The organism is Pseudomonas sp. Q11 (genome assembly GCF_024494355.1).
Lineage (GTDB): Bacteria > Pseudomonadota > Gammaproteobacteria > Pseudomonadales > Pseudomonadaceae > Aquipseudomonas > Aquipseudomonas hefeiensis.
Map to the genome: position 1 here is coordinate 70,923 of NZ_JAKNQY010000023.1, position 21,388 is coordinate 92,310.

Genomic DNA, 21,388 nt, shown 5'->3' on the forward strand with positions numbered 1-21,388 from the left:
CCCTGTGGCGAGGGGATTTATCCCCGCCGGGTTGCGAAGCAACCCCAATCAAGCAAGGAGACTCATCCTATCTGAGACACCGAAAAGTCAGGTTTCAGGGCTGCTACGCAGCCCAGCGGGGATAAATCCCCTCGCCACAACTGCGTCAGTCATCCCTTCGGATCAAGCATTAAGGGTCTTCACCCCTTCAGGAGTACCCAGCAGCAGCACATCCGCCGGGCGAGCCGCGAACAAACCATTGGTGACTACGCCGACGATGGCGTTGATCTGGCTTTCCAGTTCCACCGGGTTGGTGATCTCCAGGTTATGGACATCCAGGATAATGTTGCCGTTATCGGTCAGCACGCCTTCGCGATATACCGGGTCGCCGCCCAGCTTCACCAGTTGGCGGGCCACGTGGCTGCGGGCCATCGGAATGACTTCCACCGGCAGCGGGAACGCGCCGAGCACTGGTACCAGTTTGCTGGCGTCGGCGATGCAGATGAAGGTCTTGGCCACGGCCGCGACAATCTTCTCGCGGGTCAGGGCCGCGCCGCCACCCTTGATCAGGTTCAGGTGCGCGTCGCTTTCATCGGCGCCGTCGATATAGAACTCCAGGTCGCTCACGGTGTTGAGCTCATAGACCGGGATCCCGTGGCCCTTCAGGCGCGCGGCGGTGGCTTCGGAGCTGGCAACCGCGCCGTCGAACGCGCCTTTGTGCCGTGCCAGCGCATCGATAAAGCAATTGGCCGTCGAGCCGGTGCCGACCCCAACGATGCTCTTGTCATCCAGTTTCGGGAGGATGAGGTCGACAGCGGCCTGGGCCACGGCCTGTTTGAGTTGATCCTGGGTCATGCGGGCTCCGAAAGCGGGCGGGGAGTAAAGAGGGACGCGAGTATAACCCAACAAAACCTTGGGATTCGTGTGGTCGGCCAGCCAAAAGCCGGGTTAGACTCCTTGGCCCTGCCCAACCCGCTCAGTGATGCTTTCCGATGCTTGAACAGTACGTCAAAAAGATCCTCACCTCGCGCGTTTACGACGTTGCCGTAGAAACCCCATTGCAGACTGCCCGCCAGCTCTCCGAGCGGCTGGGCAACAACATCTGGCTCAAGCGCGAAGACTTGCAGCCGGTGTTCTCGTTCAAGATTCGCGGGGCCTACAACAAGCTGACCCAGCTCAGCGACGAAGAGCGCGCACGCGGCGTGGTCACGGCTTCGGCGGGCAATCACGCCCAGGGCCTGGCCCTGGCGGCCAAGGTGCTGGGCGTCAAAGCCACCATCGTGATGCCCAAGACCACCCCGGAAATCAAAGTCGAAGGCGTACGGTCCCGTGGCGGCAAAGTGGTGCTGCATGGCGATTCGTTCCCCGAAGCCCTGGCCTATTCGCTGAAACTGGTCGACGAAAAGGGCTACGTCTACATTCACCCGTATGACGATCCCCACACCATTGCCGGGCAGGGCACGGTGGCAATGGAGATCCTGCGCCAACATCCGGGGCGTCTGGACGCGATTTTCGTCCCGGTTGGCGGCGGCGGGCTGATCGCCGGAATCGCGGCCTACGTGAAATACCTGCGGCCAGACATCAAGGTGATCGGCGTCGAGCCTGACGACTCCAACTGCCTGCAAGCCGCCATGGCTGCCGGAGAGCGGGTGGTGCTGCCGACTGTGGGACTGTTTGCCGACGGCGTTGCCGTGGCGCAGATCGGCCAGCACACATTCGACATCTGCAAGCACTACGTGGATGAAGTCATCACCGTGAGCACCGACGAAATCTGCGCGGCCATCAAGGATATCTACGACGATACCCGCTCGATCACCGAACCTGCCGGCGCCTTGGGCGTGGCCGGGATCAAGAAATACGTCGAGTCGCGCGGCATCAGCGGGCAGACCCTGGTGGCCATCGACTCCGGCGCCAACGTCAATTTCGACCGCCTGCGCCATGTGGCCGAGCGCGCCGAGCTGGGTGAAGGCCGCGAGGCGATCATCGCGGTGACCATTCCCGAGAAGCCGGGCAGCTTCAAGGCCTTCTGCGAAGCCGTCGGCAAGCGCCAGATCACCGAATTCAACTATCGCTACAACACGGGCAGCGAAGCGCACATTTTCGTGGGCGTGCAGACGCACCCGGAAAACGACCCGCGCAGCGCGCTGATCTCCAGCCTGACCGAGCAAGGCTTCCCGGTGGTGGACCTGACCGACAACGAACTGGCCAAACTGCACATTCGCCACATGGTGGGCGGGCATGCGGCCCACGTCATCGACGAAGTCGTGCTGCGCTTCGAATTCCCGGAACGTCCGGGGGCGCTGTTCAACTTCCTCAATAAGCTGGGCGGACGCTGGAATATCTCAATGTTCCATTACCGCAACCATGGTGCGGCGGATGGTCGTGTGGTCGCGGGATTGCAAGTCCCACACGAAGAACGTCATCTGGTACCGGCAGCCCTGGAAGAAATCGGCTACCCGTACTGGGATGAAAGCGATAACCCGGCCTATCAGCTGTTCCTGGGCTAAAGCAGAGCTAGACTGGCCCGCAAGACTCAAGGAAATCCAACGATGGAAACGTTAACCGCGCTGAAAATCGCTCATGTCGTCGCCACGGTATTGCTCTTGGCAGGTGCCCTGGGGCTGGCCATCTGGGTCTGGCGGACACGTCGCAATGGTGACGCCACGGCGGCCGCTCGCACACTGCAACGCCCTGGGGTGTTTGTCTGGCTGGTGATGGCCCTGGCGCTGGTGAGCTTGCCATTCACAGGATGGTGGATGGTGCATCAGATCGGCTGGCCGCTGGGGCAGACCTGGTTGCTGGCCTCCAGTGTGCTCTACACCGCGGCGGCGCTGGCGGGGTTCTGGTTATTGGTGCGGTTGAATAAACTGCGCAAGGCGCCGACAGCAGGCAATGGGAAATTTACCTTGGCTTTGGCGCTGTTCAGTTTTGTCTGCTTTATCGCCATTGCGGGGTTGATGGGGGCCAAGCCGGTTTAATACACAGTCTGTGGGAGCAAGGCTTGCCCGCGATGGCTGTGGGAGCAAAGCTTGCTCGCGATTGGCATCCGTACCTTTGCATCGCGTAAAGCCCATCGCGGGCAAGCCTTGCTCCCACAGCTATCGCGAGCAAGCTCTGCTCCCACAGTCAACTGCGCAACGAAATCACCGGCCACCCACGTTTCTGCGCCTCGGCCCGCAGATTCGGATCCGGGTCTACAGCTACCGGGTGGGTCACCACTTCCAGCAGCGACAGGTCATTCATCGAGTCACTGTAGAAGTAACTGCCATCCAGTGAATACCCGGTCTCTTCCAGCCAACGGTTCAGCCTGGTCACCTTGCCCTCGCGAAAACACGGGATATCGGTACTGCGCCCGCTATAACGCCCGTCGATCATTTCGCACTCGGTAGCGATCAGGGTTTCGACGCCCAGGCGCTCGGCGATCGGTCCGGTGACGAAGCGATTGGTAGCGGTGATAATCACCAGCTTGTCGCCGGCGTCACGGTGTTTGCTCAACAGCTCGATTGCCTGGGGCAACACAATCGGCTCGATGCAGTCGCGCATATAGTCCAGATGCCACTGTGCCAGCACCTCCATCTCCGTGCGGCCAAGAATTTCCAGGCAAAAATTCAGGTACTCGGCGTTGTCGAGCTTGCCGGCCAGGTAATCCTGATAGAACTCGTCATTACGCGCCTTATACGTAACGGCGTCGAGGAAGCCGCGCTCACACAGGTAATCACCCCAGGCGTGGTCGCTGTCGCCGCCCAGCAAGGTGTTGTCCAAGTCGAATAAAGCCAGCCGCATTGCAGTTACTCGCTGAAGAATTTGAAGAAAGGCGTCCAGAATACGGACTTTTCACAAGAGTGCACATAAGGTAGGCGGGCTCGTTGCTGCTTTCACAACCTTTGTGGAACAATGCGGCGACATGCGTTTGCGAGGTTGTTGCCGTGATCGATCCCGATGGTTTCCGACCCAATGTGGGGATCATTCTTACGAATGATGCAGGGCAGGTGCTATGGGCTCGCCGTATCAATCAAGACGCCTGGCAGTTTCCCCAGGGTGGGATCAACCCCCAGGAGACGCCTGAAGAGGCCTTGTACCGCGAGTTGAACGAAGAAGTGGGGCTTGAACGAGAAGATGTCGAAATACTCGCCTGCACCCGGGGCTGGTTGCGCTATCGTTTGCCGCAACGCCTGGTCAGGACGCACAGCCAACCGCTGTGCATCGGCCAGAAGCAGAAATGGTTTCTCCTGCGCCTGATCTCCAACGAGCAGCGGGTGCGGATGGATTTGACCGGTAAACCGGAGTTCGATGGCTGGCGCTGGGTCAGTTATTGGTATCCGTTGGGCCAGGTGGTGACATTCAAGCGCGAGGTGTACCGACGCGCCCTCAAAGAGCTTGCCCCGCGCCTGCTGACGCGCGACTGACGACGGAGTTCGACCCCGAGCCATGCTCAATACGCTGCGCAAGATCGTCCAGGAAGTTAACTCCGCCAAGGATCTCAAGGCGGCGTTGGGGATTATTGTATTGCGCGTCAAAGAGGCCATGGGCAGCCAGGTCTGCTCGGTCTATCTGCTGGACCCCGAGACCAACCGTTTTGTGCTGATGGCCACCGAGGGCTTGAACAAGCGCTCGATCGGCAAGGTCAGCATGGCGCCCAATGAAGGGCTGGTCGGCCTGGTCGGCACGCGCGAAGAACCCCTGAACCTCGAAAACGCCGCGGACCACCCGCGCTATCGCTATTTTGCCGAGACCGGCGAAGAGCGCTATGCCTCGTTCCTCGGGGCGCCGATCATCCACCACCGCCGAGTCGTCGGCGTGCTGGTCATCCAGCAAAAGGAGCGTCGCCAGTTCGATGAAGGTGAAGAAGCCTTCCTCGTGACCATGAGCGCGCAATTGGCCGGGGTTATCGCCCACGCCGAAGCCACCGGCTCGATCAGCGGCCTGGGACGCCAGGGCAAGGGCATCCAGGAAGCCAAGTTTGTCGGCGTGCCAGGTTCACCAGGCGCGGCAGTGGGTACGGCGGTGGTCATGTTGCCGCCCGCCGACCTGGACGTGGTGCCGGACAAGACCATCGTCGACATCCCCGCCGAATTGGGCCTGTTCAAGACGGCCATCGAGGGCGTGCGGGCCGACATGCGTGCCCTGTCGGCCAAACTGGCGACACAGCTGCGCCCTGAAGAGCGCGCGCTGTTCGACGTTTACCTGATGATGCTCGACGACGCCTCCCTGGGCAGCGAGGTGACCACGGTCATCAAGACCGGTCAGTGGGCCCAGGGTGCGTTGCGCCAGGTGGTGACCGACCACGTCAACCGTTTCGAACTGATGGACGACGCCTACCTGCGCGAGCGCGCCTCCGACGTCAAGGACCTCGGCCGCCGGCTGCTGGCCTACTTGCAGCAGGAACGTCAACAGACCCTGGTCTACCCCGATAACACCATCCTGATCAGCGAAGAACTGACCCCGGCCATGCTCGGCGAGGTGCCTGAAGGCAAGCTGGCGGGGCTGGTCTCGGTATTGGGCTCGGGCAACTCCCACGTCGCGATCCTGGCTCGTGCCATGGGCATTCCGACGGTCATGGGCGTAGTGGACCTGCCGTATTCAAAGGTCGACGGCATCCAGATGATCGTCGACGGCTACCACGGCGAGGTCTACACCAACCCCACCGAATTGCTGCGCAAGCAGTTTGCCGATGTGGTGGAAGAAGAAAAGCAACTGTCCCTGGGCCTGGATGCGTTGCGGGACTTGCCGTGCGTGACCCTCGACGGCCACCGCATGCCGCTGTGGGTCAACACCGGCCTGCTGGCTGACGTGGCCCGGGCGCAGAAGCGCGGCGCCGAGGGCGTGGGCCTGTACCGCACCGAAGTGCCCTTCATGATCAACCAGCGCTTCCCCAGCGAAAAGGAACAGCTGGCGATCTATCGCGAACAATTGGCCGCATTCCACCCGCAACCGGTGACCATGCGCAGCCTGGACATCGGCGGGGACAAATCCCTGTCCTACTTCCCCATCAAGGAAGACAACCCCTTCCTTGGCTGGCGCGGGATACGCGTGACGCTGGACCACCCGGAAATCTTCCTGGTCCAGGCCCGCGCCATGCTCAAGGCCAGCGAAGGCCTGAATAACCTGCGCATCCTGCTGCCGATGATTTCCGGCACCCATGAGCTGGAAGAAGCCTTGCACCTGATCCACCGGGCCTGGGGCGAAGTACGCGACGAAGGCACCGACGTGCCAATGCCGCCGGTCGGCGTGATGATCGAGATTCCGGCAGCCGTGTACCAGACCAAGGAACTGGCGCGGCAAGTGGACTTCCTGTCGGTCGGCTCCAACGACCTGACCCAATACCTGCTGGCCGTGGACCGCAACAACCCGCGGGTCGCCGACCTGTACGACTATCTGCACCCGGCGGTGCTGCAAGCCCTGCAGAACGTGGTTCGCGATGCCCATGCCGAAGGCAAGCCGGTGAGCATCTGCGGCGAAATGGCGGGTGACCCGGCTGCGGCGGTGCTGCTGATGGCGATGGGTTTTGATAGCTTGTCGATGAACGCCACCAACCTGCCGAAAGTGAAGTGGATGCTGCGTCAGATCAACCTCAGCAAGGCCCAGGAGCTGTTGGCCGAAGTGATGACGATCGACAATCCGCAGGTGATCCACAGCTCCCTGCAACTGGCGCTGAAGAACCTTGGGTTGGCGCGGATGATCAATCCGGCTTCGAACAAAACACTCTGAATCTGTAGCGACCCCATCGCGAGCAGGCTCGCTCCCACAGGGGATCTCGGTTGTTCACAACGTTTGTGGCCACCGGATATCTACTGTGGGAGCGAGCCTGCTCGCGATGGCGCCAGAAATGACAGCGCAAAATTACACCTTGAACTCCACCTCCCCCAAATGCCCCCCAAGCGGCCCATAACTGCGCTCGACCAAATGCCGCGTCCCGTCGGCATGGACAATCAGCGCTGTACTCGCTCGCGTCCCGTAAGCGGGGCTGGCGATGAACACACTCGACAACAGTGTCTCGGTCGCCAGTCCCACGCCGGTGTCCGGCAGTTCGGCGACCGGGGCAGGCTGCGGGTCGTTCAGCAGCGCCAACAGGGCCTGGGGCTGCGGATCGTCCAGTACCTCCCCCAGCGCCGCCCGGGCCTTGAGCAGCTTGGGCCATGGCGTGTTCAGCCCGGCGTTCGACAAGCCGTAGACACCTTCGGCCAGCCGCTGCGGGCGGGCATCGCGGGCGTTGTGGTGCCACAGTTCGGTGCCGTCGCCCAACAGCAAGTTGAACCCGCCGTACTCACCGGCAAGGGGCACCACTTCGCTCAGATAATCGGCAATTGAACTCTTTCCGCTCAGAAATCGCGCCACCAACTCGCCCCGGGACCTGAAGCCGGGCGATTGTCCCGGGTCGCGAATGTTGGTCAGGGCAGCAAAACGGCCATCGGCACCGACGCCAAGCCAGGTGCCACCGGCCTCCAGATCGCGACCGGCATGGACATCAGGGGCGTCAGGCCATTGCGCCAGGGGCAAGGTCGGACGCGCGTAGAACTCGTCGCGGTTGGCCGCCACGATCAGCGGCCGGGCGTGGCCGGGTCGCCAGGCAAATACGATCAGGCACATCAGATAGTCCCATTAAAAATAAAGCCGAGCACAGCTGTTGTGGGTTTCACTCTACCCAGACATCGCCCCGGCATCCATCGCCTTGAGTGGAGCCCAGGGCCATGGATCCGTTACCATGCCGCTCTTGTTTCTAGGATGGGCGAGGGACGCTGGTGGAATTTGTGCTCTATCTGCTGCTCGGCGCCTGTGCCGGCGTGCTGGCCGGACTGTTCGGCGTGGGCGGCGGGATCATCATCGTCCCGGTGCTGGTGTTCAGTTTTACCTTGCAGGGCTTCGACCCACTGGTGTTGACACACCTGGCGGTCGGCACGTCCCTGGCATCGATCATCTTCACGTCGGTCAATGCCGTGCGCGAGCACCAGCGTAAAGGCGCGGTGCGCTGGCCGATTTTTGCCTGGATGACCGTAGGCATCCTGATCGGTGCCGGTTTCGGTGCCGTCACTGCCGAAGCGATTTCCGGCCCGAACCTGCAAAAAATCATCGGCGTGTTCGCCTTGGTCGTCGCCGTACAACTGGCCCTGGACTTCAAGCCCAAGGCCAGCCGCATGGTGCCGGGTAAGGCCGGGCTGACCATGGCAGGTACGGTGATCGGCTGGGCCTCGGCGATTTTCGGCATCGGCGGTGGTTCGCTGACCGTGCCGTTCCTGACCTGGCGCAGCGTGCCGATGCAACAGGCGGTGGCAACTTCATCGGCCTGCGGTTTACCGATTGCCCTGGTCAGTGCATTAAGTTTCATGATTCTGGGCTGGCAAGATCCGCTGTTGCCGGCCCATAGTCTCGGTTTTGTTTATTTGCCGGCCTTGCTGGGCATCGCCCTGACGAGCATGGTCTTCGCCCGCTTCGGCGCGCGGCTGGCCCATCGCCTGTCGCCGCGCTTGCTCAAACGGCTGTTCGCCGCTTTGCTGTTCAGCGCGGGCTTGAGTTTTCTGCTCTGACGCAATCCTGGCTTAATCCCGAGGTGGCAGCGTCGCCCGGATATTTTTGACGTTTACGAGGAATATCAATGCTGCCTTACCCGCAGATCGATCCGGTGGCCCTGGCCATCGGCCCGCTGAAAATCCACTGGTACGGCCTGATGTACCTGATCGGCATCGGCGGCGCCTGGCTGCTGGCTTCGCGCCGGCTCAACCGTTTCGATCCGACCTGGAACAAGGAAAAGCTCTCGGACCTGGTGTTCTGGCTATCCATGGGCGTGATCGTCGGCGGACGCCTCGGTTACGTCTTGTTCTACGACCTGAGCGCGTACCTGGCGAACCCGACGCTGATTTTCGAAGTCTGGAAGGGCGGCATGTCGTTCCACGGCGGGTTCATCGGCGTGATGCTGGCAGCGTTGTGGTTCGGCAAACGCAACAACAAATCGTTTTTCGAGCTGATGGACTTCGTCGCGCCAATGGTGCCAATTGGCCTGGGGGCCGGACGCATCGGCAACTTCATCAACGCCGAATTGTGGGGCAAGGCCACTGACGTGCCATGGGCGATGGTCTTCCCGCCGTTCAGCGACCCGGCGCAGCTACCCCGTCATCCTTCGCAGCTGTACCAGTTCGCGCTCGAAGGCGTGGCCCTGTTTGCCATCCTGTGGCTGTTCTCGCGCAAGCCACGGCCGACCATGGCGGTGTCGGGCATGTTCGCGCTGTTCTACGGGATCTTCCGTTTCATCGTTGAATTCGTCCGCGTACCAGACGCCCAACTCGGCTATCTGGCGTGGAACTGGCTGACCATGGGTCAGGTCTTGTGCCTGCCGATGATCGTCGGTGGCCTGGCACTGATCTGGCTGGCTTATCATCGTGCGCCGGCTGCGGCGGCCAAGATTTAAATTCGAACCCCGGGGCGCTGGCCCCGGGTTCAAGGACACAGGTAACCCATGAAGCAATATCTCGATCTGGTGGCGCACGTCATCAAGAACGGCACCAAGCAAGCCAACCGCACGGGTGTGAACACCATCAGCTTTCCCGGCGCCATGTTGCGCTATGACCTGAAGGATGGATTCCCGGCCATCACCACCCGCAAAATGGCCTTCAAGTCGGCCATCGGCGAGATGTGCGGTTTTCTCCGTGGGGTCAACAATGCCGCCCAATTCCGTGCCCTGGGCTGCAAGGTCTGGGATCAGAACGCCAACGAAAACGCCCAATGGCTGGCCAATCCGTTTCGCCAGGGCGAAGACGACCTAGGCGAGATCTACGGCGTGCAATGGCGCAAGTGGCCGGCTTACAAGCAGATTCCTGTGAGCAACCCGGCAGCCATCGAGCAAACCCTGGCCCAGGGCTATCGGCAAATCGCCGAGGGCGAAGAAAACGGTCAGGCCTACGTGGTGCTGTACAAAGCCATCGATCAGGTTCGCCAGTGCGTCGACACCATCATCAAGGACCCGGGCAGCCGCCGGATCCTGTTCCACGGCTGGAACTGCGCCCAGCTCGATGAAATGGCCCTGCCGCCCTGCCATTTGCTCTACCAGTTCCACCCGAATGTCGAGACCAAGGAAATCTCCCTGACCCTCTACATCCGTTCCAACGACCTGGGCCTGGGCACGCCATTCAACCTCACCGAAGGCGCCGCGCTGCTGAGCCTGATCGGCCGCCTGACCGGCTATACGCCACGCTGGTTCACCTATTTCATCGGCGACGCCCACGTCTATGAAAATCACCTGGACATGCTCAACGAACAGCTCACACGCGAGCCGTTCCCGATGCCCAAACTGGTGATTTCCGAGCGCGTGCCGGAGTTCGCCAAGACCGGCGTGTACCAGCCTGAGTGGCTGGAGCTGGTCGAACCGAGTGACTTTTCCCTCGAAGGCTACCAGCACCATGCACCGATGACGGCGCCGATGGCGGTCTAAAAGGATCTCACCAACACCCCTGTGTGCGGGCCTGTGGGAGCAAAGCTTGCTCGCGATGGAAACGCCTCGATCCGTCAGAAGATCGCGTTATCGTTCGTCGCGAGCAAGCTTTGCTCCCACAGATCGCACCAAGCCTTGCTCCCACAGGTCGCACCAGGCCTTGCTCCCACAGGCTCACACCATGCTTTGCTCCCACGGGCTCGCCCATAGGCGGCTCCGTGTATTCGGATTAGTGGCAAGGGCTCAATGCCCGTGACTACGCCCCACATGTGAATGCTCCACCTCCGGCGCCACCGCTCCACTCACTTCCAGGCGCTGCAAGATCCCGCATTGCTCCAGGTCCGGCCCTTCGCCGCAGCGATGGCGCAGGTCGATCAGTTGTGTCTGTAAAGCCAGCAGGCCGTCGATGCGGGCTTTGACGTGGTGGATGTGTTCGTCGATCAGCGCGTTGACGCTTTCACACTGGTCCTGCGGGCTGTCGCGCAGAGCCAGGAGGCTGCGGATTTCTTCCAGGGTCATGTCCAGGGTGCGGCAGTTGCGGATGAACGTCAGCCGCTCGGCATGGGCCTGGGTGTAGACGCGATAATTGCCGTCGCTGCGGGCTGGCTCCGGCAGCAAGCCTTCGCGCTCGTAGTAACGAATGGTTTCGACCTGGCAGTCGGTGATTTTTGCCAGTTCTCCAATCTTCATGGCGTTGCCTCCAAAACAGGTGCTTGACCCTATAGTGGCTACAGGGTCTTTACTGTGCAACAGGCACTTTTCACGGACGTAACCCGATGAGCGATTCCATTCACACCCACAAGCCCGACCACGGTCATGACCACGGGCATTCCTGTTGCTCTGCGAAAGCGGCACCTTCGGTGGTCAACCTCGGCAAAGCCCCGACGGACGGCGCACGGCTGAGCAGTTTTCGCATCGAGGCCATGGACTGCCCCACCGAACAGACGCTGATCCAGAACAAGCTCGGCAAACTTCAAGGCGTGCAGCAACTGGAATTCAACCTGATCAACCGCGTGCTGGGCGTGACCCACGATTTGCCCAACGACACGCCGATCATCGCCGCCATCCAGTCCCTGGGCATGCAGGCCGAGCCGTTCACCCCGGGCCAGGAAAAACAAACCAGCGACCTGCCCGCCCCGGCCAAACCCTGGTGGCCGCTGGCGCTGTCGGGTGTCACCGCGCTGGGCGCCGAGGTGATCCACTTCACCAGCGCGGCGCCAGAGTGGGTGGTCGCGCTGGTGGCGCTGGTGTCGATCCTCAGTGGCGGCCTCGGTACCTACAAAAAGGGTTGGATCGCCCTGAAAAACCGTAACCTGAACATCAATGCGCTGATGAGCATCGCGGTGACCGGTGCGGTGCTGATCGGCCAATGGCCAGAAGCGGCGATGGTGATGTTCCTGTTCACGGTGGCTGAACTGATCGAAGCCAAGTCCCTGGACCGGGCGCGCAACGCCATCAGCGGCCTGATGCAGATGGCCCCGGAACAGGCCACTGTGCAACAGGCCGATGGCACCTGGCAGGTGCAAGCGGTCAAGGCCATCACCCTCGGCGCACGGGTGCGGGTTCGCCCAGGCGAACGGGTTGGCCTGGACGGGGACGTCGTCGCCGGTCGCTCCACCATCGACCAGGCGCCCATTACCGGCGAGAGCCTGCCGGTGGAAAAGACCGTGGGCGACAAGGTCTTCGCCGGCACCATCAACCAGGCCGGCGAACTGGAATATACCGTGACCGCCGCGGCCGACCACTCCACCCTGGCGCGGATCATCCACGCCGTGGAGCAGGCCCAAGGCTCCCGCGCCCCGACCCAGCGTTTCGTCGATCAATTCTCGAAAATCTACACCCCGGCGGTGTTTGTCCTGGCGCTGGCCGTGGCGGTCATCCCGCCGCTGTTCATGGGGGCGACCTGGTTCGACTGGATTTACCGGGCGCTGGTGCTTCTGGTGGTGGCCTGCCCGTGCGCGCTGGTGATTTCCACCCCGGTGACCATCGTCAGCGGCCTCGCGGCAGCGGCGCGCAAAGGCATTCTGATCAAGGGCGGCGTGTATCTGGAGGGCGGCCACAAGCTCGATTATCTGGCCCTGGACAAGACCGGCACGATCACTCATGGCAAGCCGGTGCAAACCGACTATGTACCGCTCGACCCAACGGTGGAAGCGAGCGCACCCGCATTGGCCGCCAGCCTTGCCGCCCGTTCCGACCATCCGGTCTCTCACGCGATCGCCAATGCAGCTGTGGATAACCAGTTGGCGCCGCACGCTGTGGATAACTTCGCGGCGCTGCCGGGACGTGGGGTCCGCGGCGATATCAACGGTCAGACTTATCACTTGGGCAATCACCGTCTGGTAGAAGACCTGGGCTTGTGCTCCCCCGCGCTGGAAGAGAAACTTTTCGCCCTGGAAAAACAAGGCAAGTCCGTGGTGCTGTTGCTCGACGCTACAGGCCCCTTGGCATTGTTTGCGGTGGCCGACACGGTCAAGGACTCCAGCCGCGAAGCCATCGAGCAACTGCATGAGCTGGGCATCAAGACCCTGATGCTTACCGGCGACAACGTCCACACCGCCGAAGCGATTGCGGCGCAGGTGGGCATGGACCAGGCCCGAGGCGATCTGTTACCGGGCGATAAACTGCAAGCCATCGAAGACTTGTATGCCTCGGGTCACCGGGTCGGCATGGTGGGCGACGGCATCAACGACGCCCCTGCCCTGGCCCGCTCGGAAATCGGCTTCGCCATGGCGGCGGCCGGCACCGACACCGCCATTGAGACTGCCGATGTTGCCCTGATGGACGATGATTTGCGCAAGATCCCCGCGTTCATCCGCCTGTCGCGGCAGACTTCGAGCATCCTGAAACAGAACATCGCTTTGGCGCTGGTCATCAAGGCGATCTTTCTCGGGTTTACCTTTGCCGGGTTTGCCACCATGTGGATGGCGGTGTTTGCCGACATGGGGGTGAGCTTGCTGGTGGTGTTCAATGGGTTGCGGTTGTTGCGCAAATAAGACGTCCTGGGTGGCTGGACAGGCCCTATCGCGAGCAAGCTTTGCTCCCACAGTTGGAGCTTTGTGAATACAGCATTTTGAAATCACTGCAGATCTGCTGTGGGAACTTTGTGAATACAGCATTTTGAATTCACTGCAGATCTGCTGTGGGAGCAAAGCTTGCTCGCGATGGGCTGCACCGCAGCCCAAGTGATTCAACGCCAATTCAGTCGCGCTTGGGCTCGCGAATCTTGTACCAGGCCACATACAGCGCCGGCAGGAACAACAACGTCAGCAGGGTGGCGATGATGATCCCGCCAATCATCGCGTAGGCCATCGGCCCCCAGAACACTTCCCGGGCAATCGGGATCATCCCCAGGCTCGCGGCCGCCGCCGTGAGCAGGATCGGCCGGCGCCGATGCTCGGTGGCTTGCACCACCGCATCCCAGGGCTCGTACCCGTCACGTTCATACTCGTCGATCTGGGTCACCAGGATCACCGAGTTGCGGATGATGATACCGATCAACGCGAGGATCCCGAGGATCGCCACAAAGCCCATGGGCGTGCCCGTCGGCACCAGCGCCAGCACCACGCCGATCAAACCGAGGGGCGCGACGCTGGCCACCAGGAACATTTTCTGCACGCTGTGCAGCTGGATCATCAGGAACGTCGCCATCAAAAACAGCATCAGTGGCACGACGCTGGCGATCGGCCCTTGGGCTTTGCTGCTTTCTTCCACCGTCCCCCCAGTGGCGACCTTGTAGCCCACCGGCAGGCCGGCAGCGAATTTATCGATGGCCGGCTGCAGCTGTTTCACCAGATCGGTGGGCTGGATTTCATCGCGCACCGCGGCCTTGATGGTGATGGTGGGCTTGCGGTCGCGACGCCACACCAAGGGTTGTTCCAGCTCATAGCGCACCGTGGCGAACGCCAGCAGCGGAATGGAGGTGCCGCTCGGCGTGACGATCTGCAAATTCTGCAGGGTCTCCGGCGTACCGCGCTCGGCGTCTTCGGCACGCCCGACCACGTTGATCAGGTATATATCGTCATTGACCTGGGTCACCGGCGAACCGCTGACGATACTGTTCATCAGCCTGGCTACGTCCTCCGAAGACAAACCCAGTTGCCGCGCCCGGTCTTGGGCAATGTCGATACGCAGCACCTTGCCCGGCTCGTTCCAGTCGTAAATGATTTCGCCGATGTGGGTGTTCTTGTCCAACTCGCTGGCCAGTTCGATGGCGTGCTTGCGCACCTGGTCGATGTCCTTGCCGCTGACCCGGTACTGGATCGGCCGCCCCACCGGCGGGCCCATTTCCAGGGCCTGCACGTAGCTGCCAATGCCGACGAAGTCCTCGCGCAAACGCTTTTGCAGGCGTTCGGTGAGGGCCGTGCGCGACTCCAGGCCTTTGCTGACGATCACCAGCTGCGCGTAGTACGGATTCTGCAACTGCTGATCCAGCGGCAGGTAGAAACGAATCGCACCCTCACCGATGTAAGTGCTCCAGCGCTCGATGTCCGGGTCGCCCTTGAGCGTCGCTTCCAACCGATCAACCGCCTTGCGGGTCTCGTCCATCGAAGCGTTCTGCGGCAGGTTCAAGTCCACCAGAATTTCCGGGCGGTCCGAAGACGGGAAGAACTGGTTCTGCACAAAACGCATGCAAAACACCGACAACACAAACAGCAGCACGGTGATGCCGATGGCCCACCAGCGATTGCGCATCGACCACAGCAAGCCGCCATTGAACGCCCGGCCGATCCGTCCCGGCTCATTGCTGTGGGGTTTGACGTTGGTACTGAGGATGTGCACGCCGATCACCGGGGCGAACAGCACCGCGACGATCCACGACACCAGCATCGCCACGGCAATGACGGCAAACAGCGTGAAGGTGTACTCGCCGGCGGAGCTGGCGTTCAGGCCGATGGGCACGAAGCCGGCCACGGTCACCAAGGTCCCGGTGAGCATCGGGAACGCCGTTGAGGTATAGGCGAAGGTCGCGGCCTGTTCCTTGGTTTCGCCTTTCTCCAGGCGCGTGACCATCATTTCCACGGTGATCATCGCGTCGTCTACCAGCAGACCGAGGGCGATGATCAGCGCACCGAGGGAAATCCGCTGCATGGTGATGCCGCTGTATTCCATGAACACAAAGACCATCGCCAATACCAGCGGAATCGAGCAGGCGACCACCAGCCCGGCCCGAAAGCCTAGGCTGATAAAGCTGACCACCAGTACGATAATCACCGCCTCGAACAACGCGCTGGTGAAACCGCCGACCGCTTCCTCCACCACTTCAGCCTGGTCCGACACGGTATGCACGTCGACGCCTACTGGCAGATCGGCGGTCAGTTCGTTCATGCGCGCGTGCAGTGCCTTGCCGAATTCCTGGATGTTGCCGCCCTTCTTCATCGCAATGGCCAAGCCGATGGCCGGCGTGCCATTGAAGCGAAACATGGGGGTCGCGGGGTCGACATAACCGCGACTGATGTCAGCGATGTCGGCCAGTCGATAAAAACGATCATTGAGCCGCAGATTGACGCTGGCCAGGTCCTTTTCCGACTGGAACTGCCCGGAAGTGCGCACGGAAATCCGCTCCGGCCCGGCGTCGATCACCCCGGCGGGGGTCACGGCGTTCTGGGATTGCAGGCTCTGCACCACCTGGCGCTGATCAATGCCCAGCGCGGCGAGCTTGCGGGTCGAAAAATTCAGGTACAGGACTTCATCCTGCTCGCCCACCATCTCGACCTTGCCCAGGCCCGGTACCTCACGGATCTCGGCACGCACTTGCTCCACATAATCGCGCAACTGACGCATCGAAAGCCCGTCGCCGGTGAAGGCATAGACCGACCCGTACACATCGCCGAATTCATCGTTGAACCCCGGGCCTTGCAGGCCTTGGGGGAAGTCACCCCGAATGTCGTCGATCTTCTTGCGCACCTGATACCAGATCCCGGGGATTTCCTCGGCCCCGGTGGTATCGCGCAGGTACACGAACACCGTCGACTCGCCCGGCCGGGTGTAGCTTTTGACGTAGTCGAGGGAGTCGAGCTCTTCGAGTTTTTTCTCGATGCGGTCGGTGACCTGCTTGAGGGTTTCCTCCTGGGTCGCGCCGGGCCAACGGGTCTGGATGACCATGGTCTTGATGGTGAACGAGGGGTCTTCTTCGCGCCCCAGGTTCATGTACGAAAACACCCCCATCAACAGGGCGACGAACATTAAGTACCAGACAAACGACTGATGCCGCAGGGCCCATTCCGATAAGTTGAAAGGCCCTTTCATCGTGCGTCCTCGTCGAGTTTCACTTTCTGCCCCGGCTGGAGGCTGTTCACACCGGCGCTGACCACACGGTCGCCGGGTTTGATGCCATTGGCCACCAGCACCGAGTCGGTGGAGCGGCTGAGAATCCTCACCTCACGGGGGGAAACGGTCTGACTCTGCGGATCGACAAGCCAGATCCGCGCCTTGCCGTCGACCTCTTGCAACGCACTCAGCGGCAGCTCGATGCGTGGCTCGATGGTTGAACTCAGGGTCACGCTGATGGCCGTGCCCAGGCGAAAGCCTGGCGGTGTGTCGTTCAGGGTCAGGCGTGCGCGGCGCGTGCGGGTGGCACTCTGGGCCTGGGGTTCGATTTCGCGCACGGTGGCGCTCGTGTGGATGCTCGGGTCCAGTTGCGCGGCGACTTCGAACACGACGTCCTCGGGTAGACGCTCGGCCAGGTCGGCCGGCAGGTCGATCACCGCTTCCTTGATGTCCGGGCGAGCCAGGGTCACCACTTGCTGGCCGGCGGTGACCACCTGCCCGGCCTCGGCGTTCCAGGCCGTGACGACTGCATCGTGGTCAGTGTGCAACTGGCTGTAGTTGAGTTGGTCGCGGGCCTGCTCCACCGATGCACGGGCCTGTTCCAGGGAAGCTGCGGTGGTTTTCAGGTCGGTCTGGGCGATGTCCAGTTGCGCCTGGGCACCGACGCCTCGGTCGAACAATTGCTGCTGGCGACGGGCATTGGCCTGGGCATTGATGTACTGCGCCTCGATGCGCGCCAGATCGCCCTGAGCGGCACGCAACTGGTTCTGTTGATCGGTGGGGTCGAGGGTGGCGAGCAAGTCGCCCTTCTTCACTTCAGCACCCACATCGACGTTGCGACTGGCGATCCGCCCCGGCACGCGGAAACCTATATTGCTCTCGTAACGGGCCTGGATGCTGCCCGCGAAGCGCCCAAGGGCCTGCTGGTCGAGCGCGCGAACCTCGATGGACAACACCGGGCGCACCGGTTCAGGTGGCGGCTCTTCCTTCGAACACGCCGCCAGCAACAGGGCGGCCGCGACCATCCACAAACGCTTCATGGCTGGGCTCCTGCCGGAGATTTCTCATAGGTATTTTCAGCGATCTCGACGCGCACGCCGGGATGCAGCAACTGCCCGCCAGCGGTGACAACTTTCTCGCCCCCCTTGAGCCCGTCACTGATGATGACCTTGCCGGTCAGATACCGGCCGACGGTGACATTGTGCAACTGCGCCTTGCCTTCGCCGTCCACCAGCCACACAGCCGGATCGTGAAGGTTCTTGGTCAGCGCCGACCAGGGCAGTTCCACGGCGGTCTTGCCGGCAGACTTGGCGGTGGCACTGACCACCGAACCCAGGCGCATGCCTTCGGGTAACTCACTGAGCGTCACCTTGACCTGCACGGTGCCGGTTTCGGCGGAGACCGCCGGGGTGATCTCGCGCACCGTACCGGTGGTCTTGATGGCCGGGTTGTCCAGCAGGCTGATGACGATTGCGGGGTCCGAGGGTGGTTCGCGCAACAGTGATTCGTAGATATTGAACACGGCGTCGCGCTCCCCGTCCTGGGCCAGGCTGAAGATCGGCTCCGTGGCCTGTACCACCTGGCCGACCTCCGCCTGCCGCGCGGTGATAATGCCCGGGACCTCGGCAATCAGCGCGGTATAGCTCAGTTGTTCGCGGGCGTTGGCCAACTGGGCCTGGGACGCGGCCAGCGCACTCTGACTGCTGCGCAGTTGCGCCTGGGCCGTGTCATATTCACTCTGACTGGTATAGCCCTTGGGCAAGAGCTTCTGCTGGCGCACGAACGCCGCCGCACTCTGCTTGACCCGCGCCTGTTCGGCGGCCACCTGAGCCTGGGCGGAGTCGACACGAGTCTGCAAGTCCTGGGGGTCGAGCCGGGCGAGCACTTGCCGGGCCGAAACCCGGTCCCCGACATCCACCTTGCGCTCGACGATCTTGCCGCCCACGCGAAACGACAGATCGGTCTGCACCCGGGCCTGGACATCCCCGGTAAGGGTCACCGAGGCGGCATATTCGGTGGGCACGGCTTGCTGCACGAAAACCCGCGGCAGGGCTTTTTCCTCGGGCTTTTCATCACCGCATCCGGCCAACAACACACACAAGCCAAGGCCAACCAAAACTTTGCTTCGAGGACCAGCCATGCAGACTCCTTTGCGTTGTACGGACGTACCAGTGACGTTACGACTGTGAGCTTAGAACAGGGTTCAACACCTAGCACAGGATCACAATGGATGCGCCAATCAGGCAGACTAACGCTTTCCCTGTAGGAGCTGAGGAGCGAAGCGAGGCTGCGATCTGTCCTTGATGCCGGTTGAGTTTCAAGCCGAAGGTCAAAAGATCGCAGCCTCGCTTCGCTCGACAGCTCCTACGATCCCCTGCAGCAGGAGTCTGCCCATGCTCAAGACCCTCGCGGTGGCCAACTACCGCTCGATCAACAAACTGGTGATTCCCCTGGGCCGGCTGAACCTGATCACCGGCCCCAACGGCAGTGGAAAATCCAATCTGTATCGCGCCCTGCGCCTGTTGGCGGAGACGGCCCAGGGCGGCGTGGTCAACGCCCTGGCCCGTGAAGGCGGTCTGGACTCGACCTTCTGGGCCGGGCCGGAAGTGATCAGCCGGCGTATGCGCAACGGCGAGGTACCCATCGGGGCCACGGTGCGGCTCAGCACGAAACGTCTGCGCCTGGGTTTTGCCGGGGAAGATTTCAGCTATTCGATTGCCCTCGGCCTGCCAGAACCAAGTTTGTCCGCGTTTTCGCTGGACCCTGAAATCAAGCGCGAATGCATCTGGGCCGGCCCGGTGTTTCGCCCCGCCAGCCTGCTGGTGGATCGCAACGGACCCATGATCCGTGCCCGTGACGGTCGCACCTGGGACGTCCTGGCTCAGTACACACCCACCTTCGACAGTTTGTTCGACCAGGTCGGCAGCTTGCGCACCTCACCGGAGGTGCTGCAGATGCGCGAGTTCATTCGTCGCTGGCGCTTCTACGATCACTTTCGCAGCGACGCCGACGCCCCGGCGCGCCAGCCGCAACTGGGCACCCGCACGCCGGTGCTGCACCACGACGGGCGTGACCTGGCCGCTGCCCTGCAAACCATTCTTGAGATCGGCGACGATCAAGCCCTGCATTCGTCCATCAGCGACGCATTCCCCGGTGCCCGGCTGCAGATCGAGAAACTGCAAGGCGGGCGTTTCGGCATCGAGTTTCACCAGCATGGCTTGCTGCGCCCGCTGTCGGCCGCCGAACTTTCAGACGGGACCCTACGCTATCTGCTGCTGATAGCCGCACTGCTCACTCCGCGACCACCCTCGCTAATGGTGCTCAACGAACCGGAAACCAGCCTGCACCCGGACCTGTTGCCGGCCCTGGCGCGGTTGATCATCCGCGCTTCAGCGGACTGTCAGGTCTGGGTGGTTTCCCACGCCCGACGCTTGATCACCGCGTTGCAGCAGGACGGCGACTGCAATTGCATCGTGCTGGAGAAAGATCTGGGCCAGACAGGGATCGTCGGCCAGGGAATACTGGATGCACCGGCCTGGAGTTGGCCGGATTGATCGACGGTATTTGCAGAGGCCATGTAAGAAGGCTATTTTTCCCCTGGCTGTAGGACGGGTCTATTTCTCGACGGACCTCTCCAAGGAACCACAGCTTATGGCCAGACTGCCTGGCCCCCATCACAAGGAAGATCACAATGGCTGACGTGAAAGCCCCGCAACATCTCGACCCACGCGACATCGTCAAGCTGCTCGTGGCCCTGCGCCGCGCATTGAAAAAACCGCCTGCATAGCCGCGTCGATGAAGACGGGTTCTGAGCGTCGGCACAAAAAAACGCCGACGCTGGCAAAGCCGTCGGCGTTGAAACTTCAAATCCTTGCTGTTCGATCAGAACGCCGGCAATACCGCGCCGCTGTATTTCTTCTCGATAAATGCCTTCACTTCCGGACTGGTCAGGGCCTTGGCCAGTTTCTGCATGGCCGGGCTGTCCTTATTGTCCGGGCGGGCCACCAGGAAGTTCACGTACGGCGAATCCGAACCTTCGATTACCAGCGCATCCTTGGCCGGATTAAGACCTGCTTCCAGGGCGTAGTTGGTGTTGATCATGTCCAGGTCGACCTGATCCAGCACACGCGGCAGCATGGCCGACTCCAGCTCCTTGAACTGGAAGTTCTTCGGATTCTTGGCGATGTCCTTGGGCGTCGCCAGGGCGTTTTTCGGGTCCTTGAGCTCGATCAGACCAGCCTTCTGCAACAGGATCAGGGCGCGACCACTGTTGCTGCCTTCGTTGGGAATGGCGATGGTCGCACCGTCCTTGAGTTCGGCCAGGCTTTTGACTTTCTTCGAGTAGCCACCGAACGGTTCCACATGTACGCCGATCACGGTCACCAGATCGGTGCCTTTGCCTTCGTTGAAGCTCTTGAGGTACGGCAGGGTCTGGAAGTAGTTGGCATCCAGGCGCTTCTGATCAACCTGTACGTTGGGTTGGACATAGTCGGTGAACACCTTGATTTGCAGGTCCACGCCTTCTTTGGCCAGGGCCGGCTTGATCAGCTCAAGGATTTCAGCGTGGGGCACCGGGGTGGCCGCCACGACCAGTTTCTCTGCCGCCTGGGCCAGACCCGAGGTCAGGGCTGCTGCCAATGCGGTGAATAACAGAACCTTTTTCATGCAGTGTCCTTATCGAAGATCACCGTCGTCATGGACCACGGTCAAAAATGAAAG

Annotated in this window: 17 protein-coding genes; 9 read left to right on the forward strand and 8 right to left on the reverse strand. The window is 61.7% G+C overall.

Translation table 11 applies throughout. From position 1 onward, the window contains the following. Positions 1–162 precede the first annotated feature (162 nt). Positions 163–834 carry a ribose-5-phosphate isomerase RpiA gene (gene rpiA, locus MA884_RS21455; protein WP_256232396.1) on the reverse strand — a complete coding sequence of 224 codons (672 nt, stop codon included), beginning with the start codon at positions 832–834 and terminating at the stop codon, positions 163–165. A 137-nt stretch (positions 835–971) separates the two neighbouring features. Here rpiA and ilvA point away from each other — a divergent pair, with 137 nt between their 5' ends. Together ilvA and MA884_RS21465 are read left to right on the forward strand one after the other, a co-directional pair. Next, a complete protein-coding gene (gene ilvA, locus MA884_RS21460) occupies positions 972–2,486 on the forward strand; it encodes a threonine ammonia-lyase (protein WP_256232397.1) in 1,515 nt (504 codons plus the stop codon). A 42-nt stretch (positions 2,487–2,528) separates the two neighbouring features. Continuing rightward, positions 2,529–2,957 (forward strand): DUF2269 family protein, encoded by a 429-nt coding sequence (locus MA884_RS21465; RefSeq protein ID WP_256232398.1) that lies wholly within the window; start codon positions 2,529–2,531, stop codon positions 2,955–2,957. A gap of 148 nt (positions 2,958–3,105) precedes the next feature. Here MA884_RS21465 and MA884_RS21470 read toward each other — a convergent pair whose 3' ends face one another. Beyond that, positions 3,106–3,762, reverse strand: coding sequence for an HAD family phosphatase (locus MA884_RS21470; protein ID WP_256232399.1), 657 nt, complete (start codon positions 3,760–3,762; stop codon positions 3,106–3,108). 143 nt (positions 3,763–3,905) lie between these two features. Between MA884_RS21470 and MA884_RS21475 the strand changes: the two genes are divergently transcribed. Further along, entirely contained in the window at positions 3,906–4,385 is a 480-nt protein-coding gene (locus tag MA884_RS21475; RefSeq protein WP_003186867.1) for an RNA pyrophosphohydrolase, read from the forward strand. Between the two features lie 22 nt (positions 4,386–4,407). Further along, complete coding sequence (gene ptsP, locus MA884_RS21480) at positions 4,408–6,687, forward strand: phosphoenolpyruvate--protein phosphotransferase (protein ID WP_047226814.1); 2,280 nt, start codon at positions 4,408–4,410, stop codon at positions 6,685–6,687. Positions 6,688–6,819: 132 nt separating this feature from the next. Here ptsP and MA884_RS21485 read toward each other — a convergent pair whose 3' ends face one another. Further along, positions 6,820–7,566, reverse strand: a complete 747-nt coding sequence (locus tag MA884_RS21485; protein WP_256232400.1) for an NRDE family protein — start codon at positions 7,564–7,566, stop codon at positions 6,820–6,822. A gap of 152 nt (positions 7,567–7,718) precedes the next feature. Here MA884_RS21485 and MA884_RS21490 point away from each other — a divergent pair, with 152 nt between their 5' ends. From MA884_RS21490 to MA884_RS21500, 3 genes are all read left to right on the forward strand, one after another. Beyond that, complete coding sequence (locus MA884_RS21490) at positions 7,719–8,501, forward strand: sulfite exporter TauE/SafE family protein (RefSeq protein ID WP_256232401.1); 783 nt, start codon at positions 7,719–7,721, stop codon at positions 8,499–8,501. A gap of 68 nt (positions 8,502–8,569) precedes the next feature. Then, on the forward strand, positions 8,570–9,379 hold the full coding sequence (lgt, locus tag MA884_RS21495) for a prolipoprotein diacylglyceryl transferase (RefSeq protein ID WP_256232402.1): 810 nt from the start codon (positions 8,570–8,572) through the stop codon (positions 9,377–9,379). A 48-nt stretch (positions 9,380–9,427) separates the two neighbouring features. Further along, complete coding sequence (locus tag MA884_RS21500; RefSeq protein ID WP_092455981.1) at positions 9,428–10,399, forward strand: thymidylate synthase; 972 nt, start codon at positions 9,428–9,430, stop codon at positions 10,397–10,399. A gap of 243 nt (positions 10,400–10,642) precedes the next feature. Here the strand turns inward: MA884_RS21500 and cadR are convergent, their stop codons facing one another. Then, complete coding sequence (cadR, locus tag MA884_RS21505) at positions 10,643–11,089, reverse strand: Cd(II)/Pb(II)-responsive transcriptional regulator (protein ID WP_256232403.1); 447 nt, start codon at positions 11,087–11,089, stop codon at positions 10,643–10,645. A gap of 86 nt (positions 11,090–11,175) precedes the next feature. On the opposite strand from cadR, the gene MA884_RS21510 reads away from it, so the two are divergent. Continuing rightward, positions 11,176–13,395 (forward strand): heavy metal translocating P-type ATPase, encoded by a 2,220-nt coding sequence (locus MA884_RS21510; RefSeq protein ID WP_256232404.1) that lies wholly within the window; start codon positions 11,176–11,178, stop codon positions 13,393–13,395. A gap of 205 nt (positions 13,396–13,600) precedes the next feature. On the opposite strand, the gene MA884_RS21515 is transcribed toward MA884_RS21510, so the two are convergent. From MA884_RS21515 to MA884_RS21525, 3 genes are read right to left on the reverse strand one after another with little or no spacing between them, the layout of a single operon-like run. Then, complete coding sequence (locus MA884_RS21515) at positions 13,601–16,648, reverse strand: efflux RND transporter permease subunit (RefSeq protein ID WP_256232405.1); 3,048 nt, start codon at positions 16,646–16,648, stop codon at positions 13,601–13,603. After that, the gene (locus MA884_RS21520; RefSeq protein WP_256232406.1) at positions 16,645–17,709 is read right to left on the reverse strand and encodes an efflux RND transporter periplasmic adaptor subunit; all 1,065 of its coding nucleotides are present in this window, start codon (positions 17,707–17,709) and stop codon (positions 16,645–16,647) included. The genes MA884_RS21515 and MA884_RS21520 overlap by 4 nt, the downstream gene beginning before the upstream one ends. Next, complete coding sequence (locus MA884_RS21525) at positions 17,706–18,809, reverse strand: efflux RND transporter periplasmic adaptor subunit (protein WP_256232407.1); 1,104 nt, start codon at positions 18,807–18,809, stop codon at positions 17,706–17,708. The genes MA884_RS21520 and MA884_RS21525 overlap by 4 nt, the downstream gene beginning before the upstream one ends. Positions 18,810–19,062: 253 nt before the next feature. Here MA884_RS21525 and MA884_RS21530 point away from each other — a divergent pair, with 253 nt between their 5' ends. After that, the gene (locus MA884_RS21530) at positions 19,063–20,223 is read left to right on the forward strand and encodes an AAA family ATPase (protein ID WP_256232408.1); all 1,161 of its coding nucleotides are present in this window, start codon (positions 19,063–19,065) and stop codon (positions 20,221–20,223) included. 328 nt (positions 20,224–20,551) lie between these two features. Here the strand turns inward: MA884_RS21530 and MA884_RS21535 are convergent, their stop codons facing one another. After that, complete coding sequence (locus tag MA884_RS21535; protein WP_047226803.1) at positions 20,552–21,334, reverse strand: MetQ/NlpA family ABC transporter substrate-binding protein; 783 nt, start codon at positions 21,332–21,334, stop codon at positions 20,552–20,554. Positions 21,335–21,388: the final 54 nt, after the last annotated feature.

Bases quoted from the DNA above. Each gene is read 5' to 3' on its own strand.
- rpiA (WP_256232396.1), bottom strand. From the start codon at position 834: ATGACCCAGGATCAACTCAAACAGGCCGTGGCCCAGGCCGCTGTCGAC.
- ilvA (WP_256232397.1), top strand. From the start codon at position 972: ATGCTTGAACAGTACGTCAAAAAGATCCTCACCTCGCGCGTTTACGAC.
- MA884_RS21465 (WP_256232398.1), top strand. From the start codon at position 2,529: ATGGAAACGTTAACCGCGCTGAAAATCGCTCATGTCGTCGCCACGGTA.
- MA884_RS21470 (WP_256232399.1), bottom strand. From the start codon at position 3,762: ATGCGGCTGGCTTTATTCGACTTGGACAACACCTTGCTGGGCGGCGAC.
- ptsP (WP_047226814.1), top strand. From the start codon at position 4,408: ATGCTCAATACGCTGCGCAAGATCGTCCAGGAAGTTAACTCCGCCAAG.
- MA884_RS21485 (WP_256232400.1), bottom strand. From the start codon at position 7,566: ATGTGCCTGATCGTATTTGCCTGGCGACCCGGCCACGCCCGGCCGCTG.
- lgt (WP_256232402.1), top strand. From the start codon at position 8,570: ATGCTGCCTTACCCGCAGATCGATCCGGTGGCCCTGGCCATCGGCCCG.
- MA884_RS21500 (WP_092455981.1), top strand. From the start codon at position 9,428: ATGAAGCAATATCTCGATCTGGTGGCGCACGTCATCAAGAACGGCACC.
- cadR (WP_256232403.1), bottom strand. From the start codon at position 11,089: ATGAAGATTGGAGAACTGGCAAAAATCACCGACTGCCAGGTCGAAACC.
- MA884_RS21510 (WP_256232404.1), top strand. From the start codon at position 11,176: ATGAGCGATTCCATTCACACCCACAAGCCCGACCACGGTCATGACCAC.
- MA884_RS21515 (WP_256232405.1), bottom strand. From the start codon at position 16,648: ATGAAAGGGCCTTTCAACTTATCGGAATGGGCCCTGCGGCATCAGTCG.
- MA884_RS21520 (WP_256232406.1), bottom strand. From the start codon at position 17,709: ATGAAGCGTTTGTGGATGGTCGCGGCCGCCCTGTTGCTGGCGGCGTGT.
- MA884_RS21525 (WP_256232407.1), bottom strand. From the start codon at position 18,809: ATGGCTGGTCCTCGAAGCAAAGTTTTGGTTGGCCTTGGCTTGTGTGTG.
- MA884_RS21530 (WP_256232408.1), top strand. From the start codon at position 19,063: ATGCTCAAGACCCTCGCGGTGGCCAACTACCGCTCGATCAACAAACTG.
- MA884_RS21535 (WP_047226803.1), bottom strand. From the start codon at position 21,334: ATGAAAAAGGTTCTGTTATTCACCGCATTGGCAGCAGCCCTGACCTCG.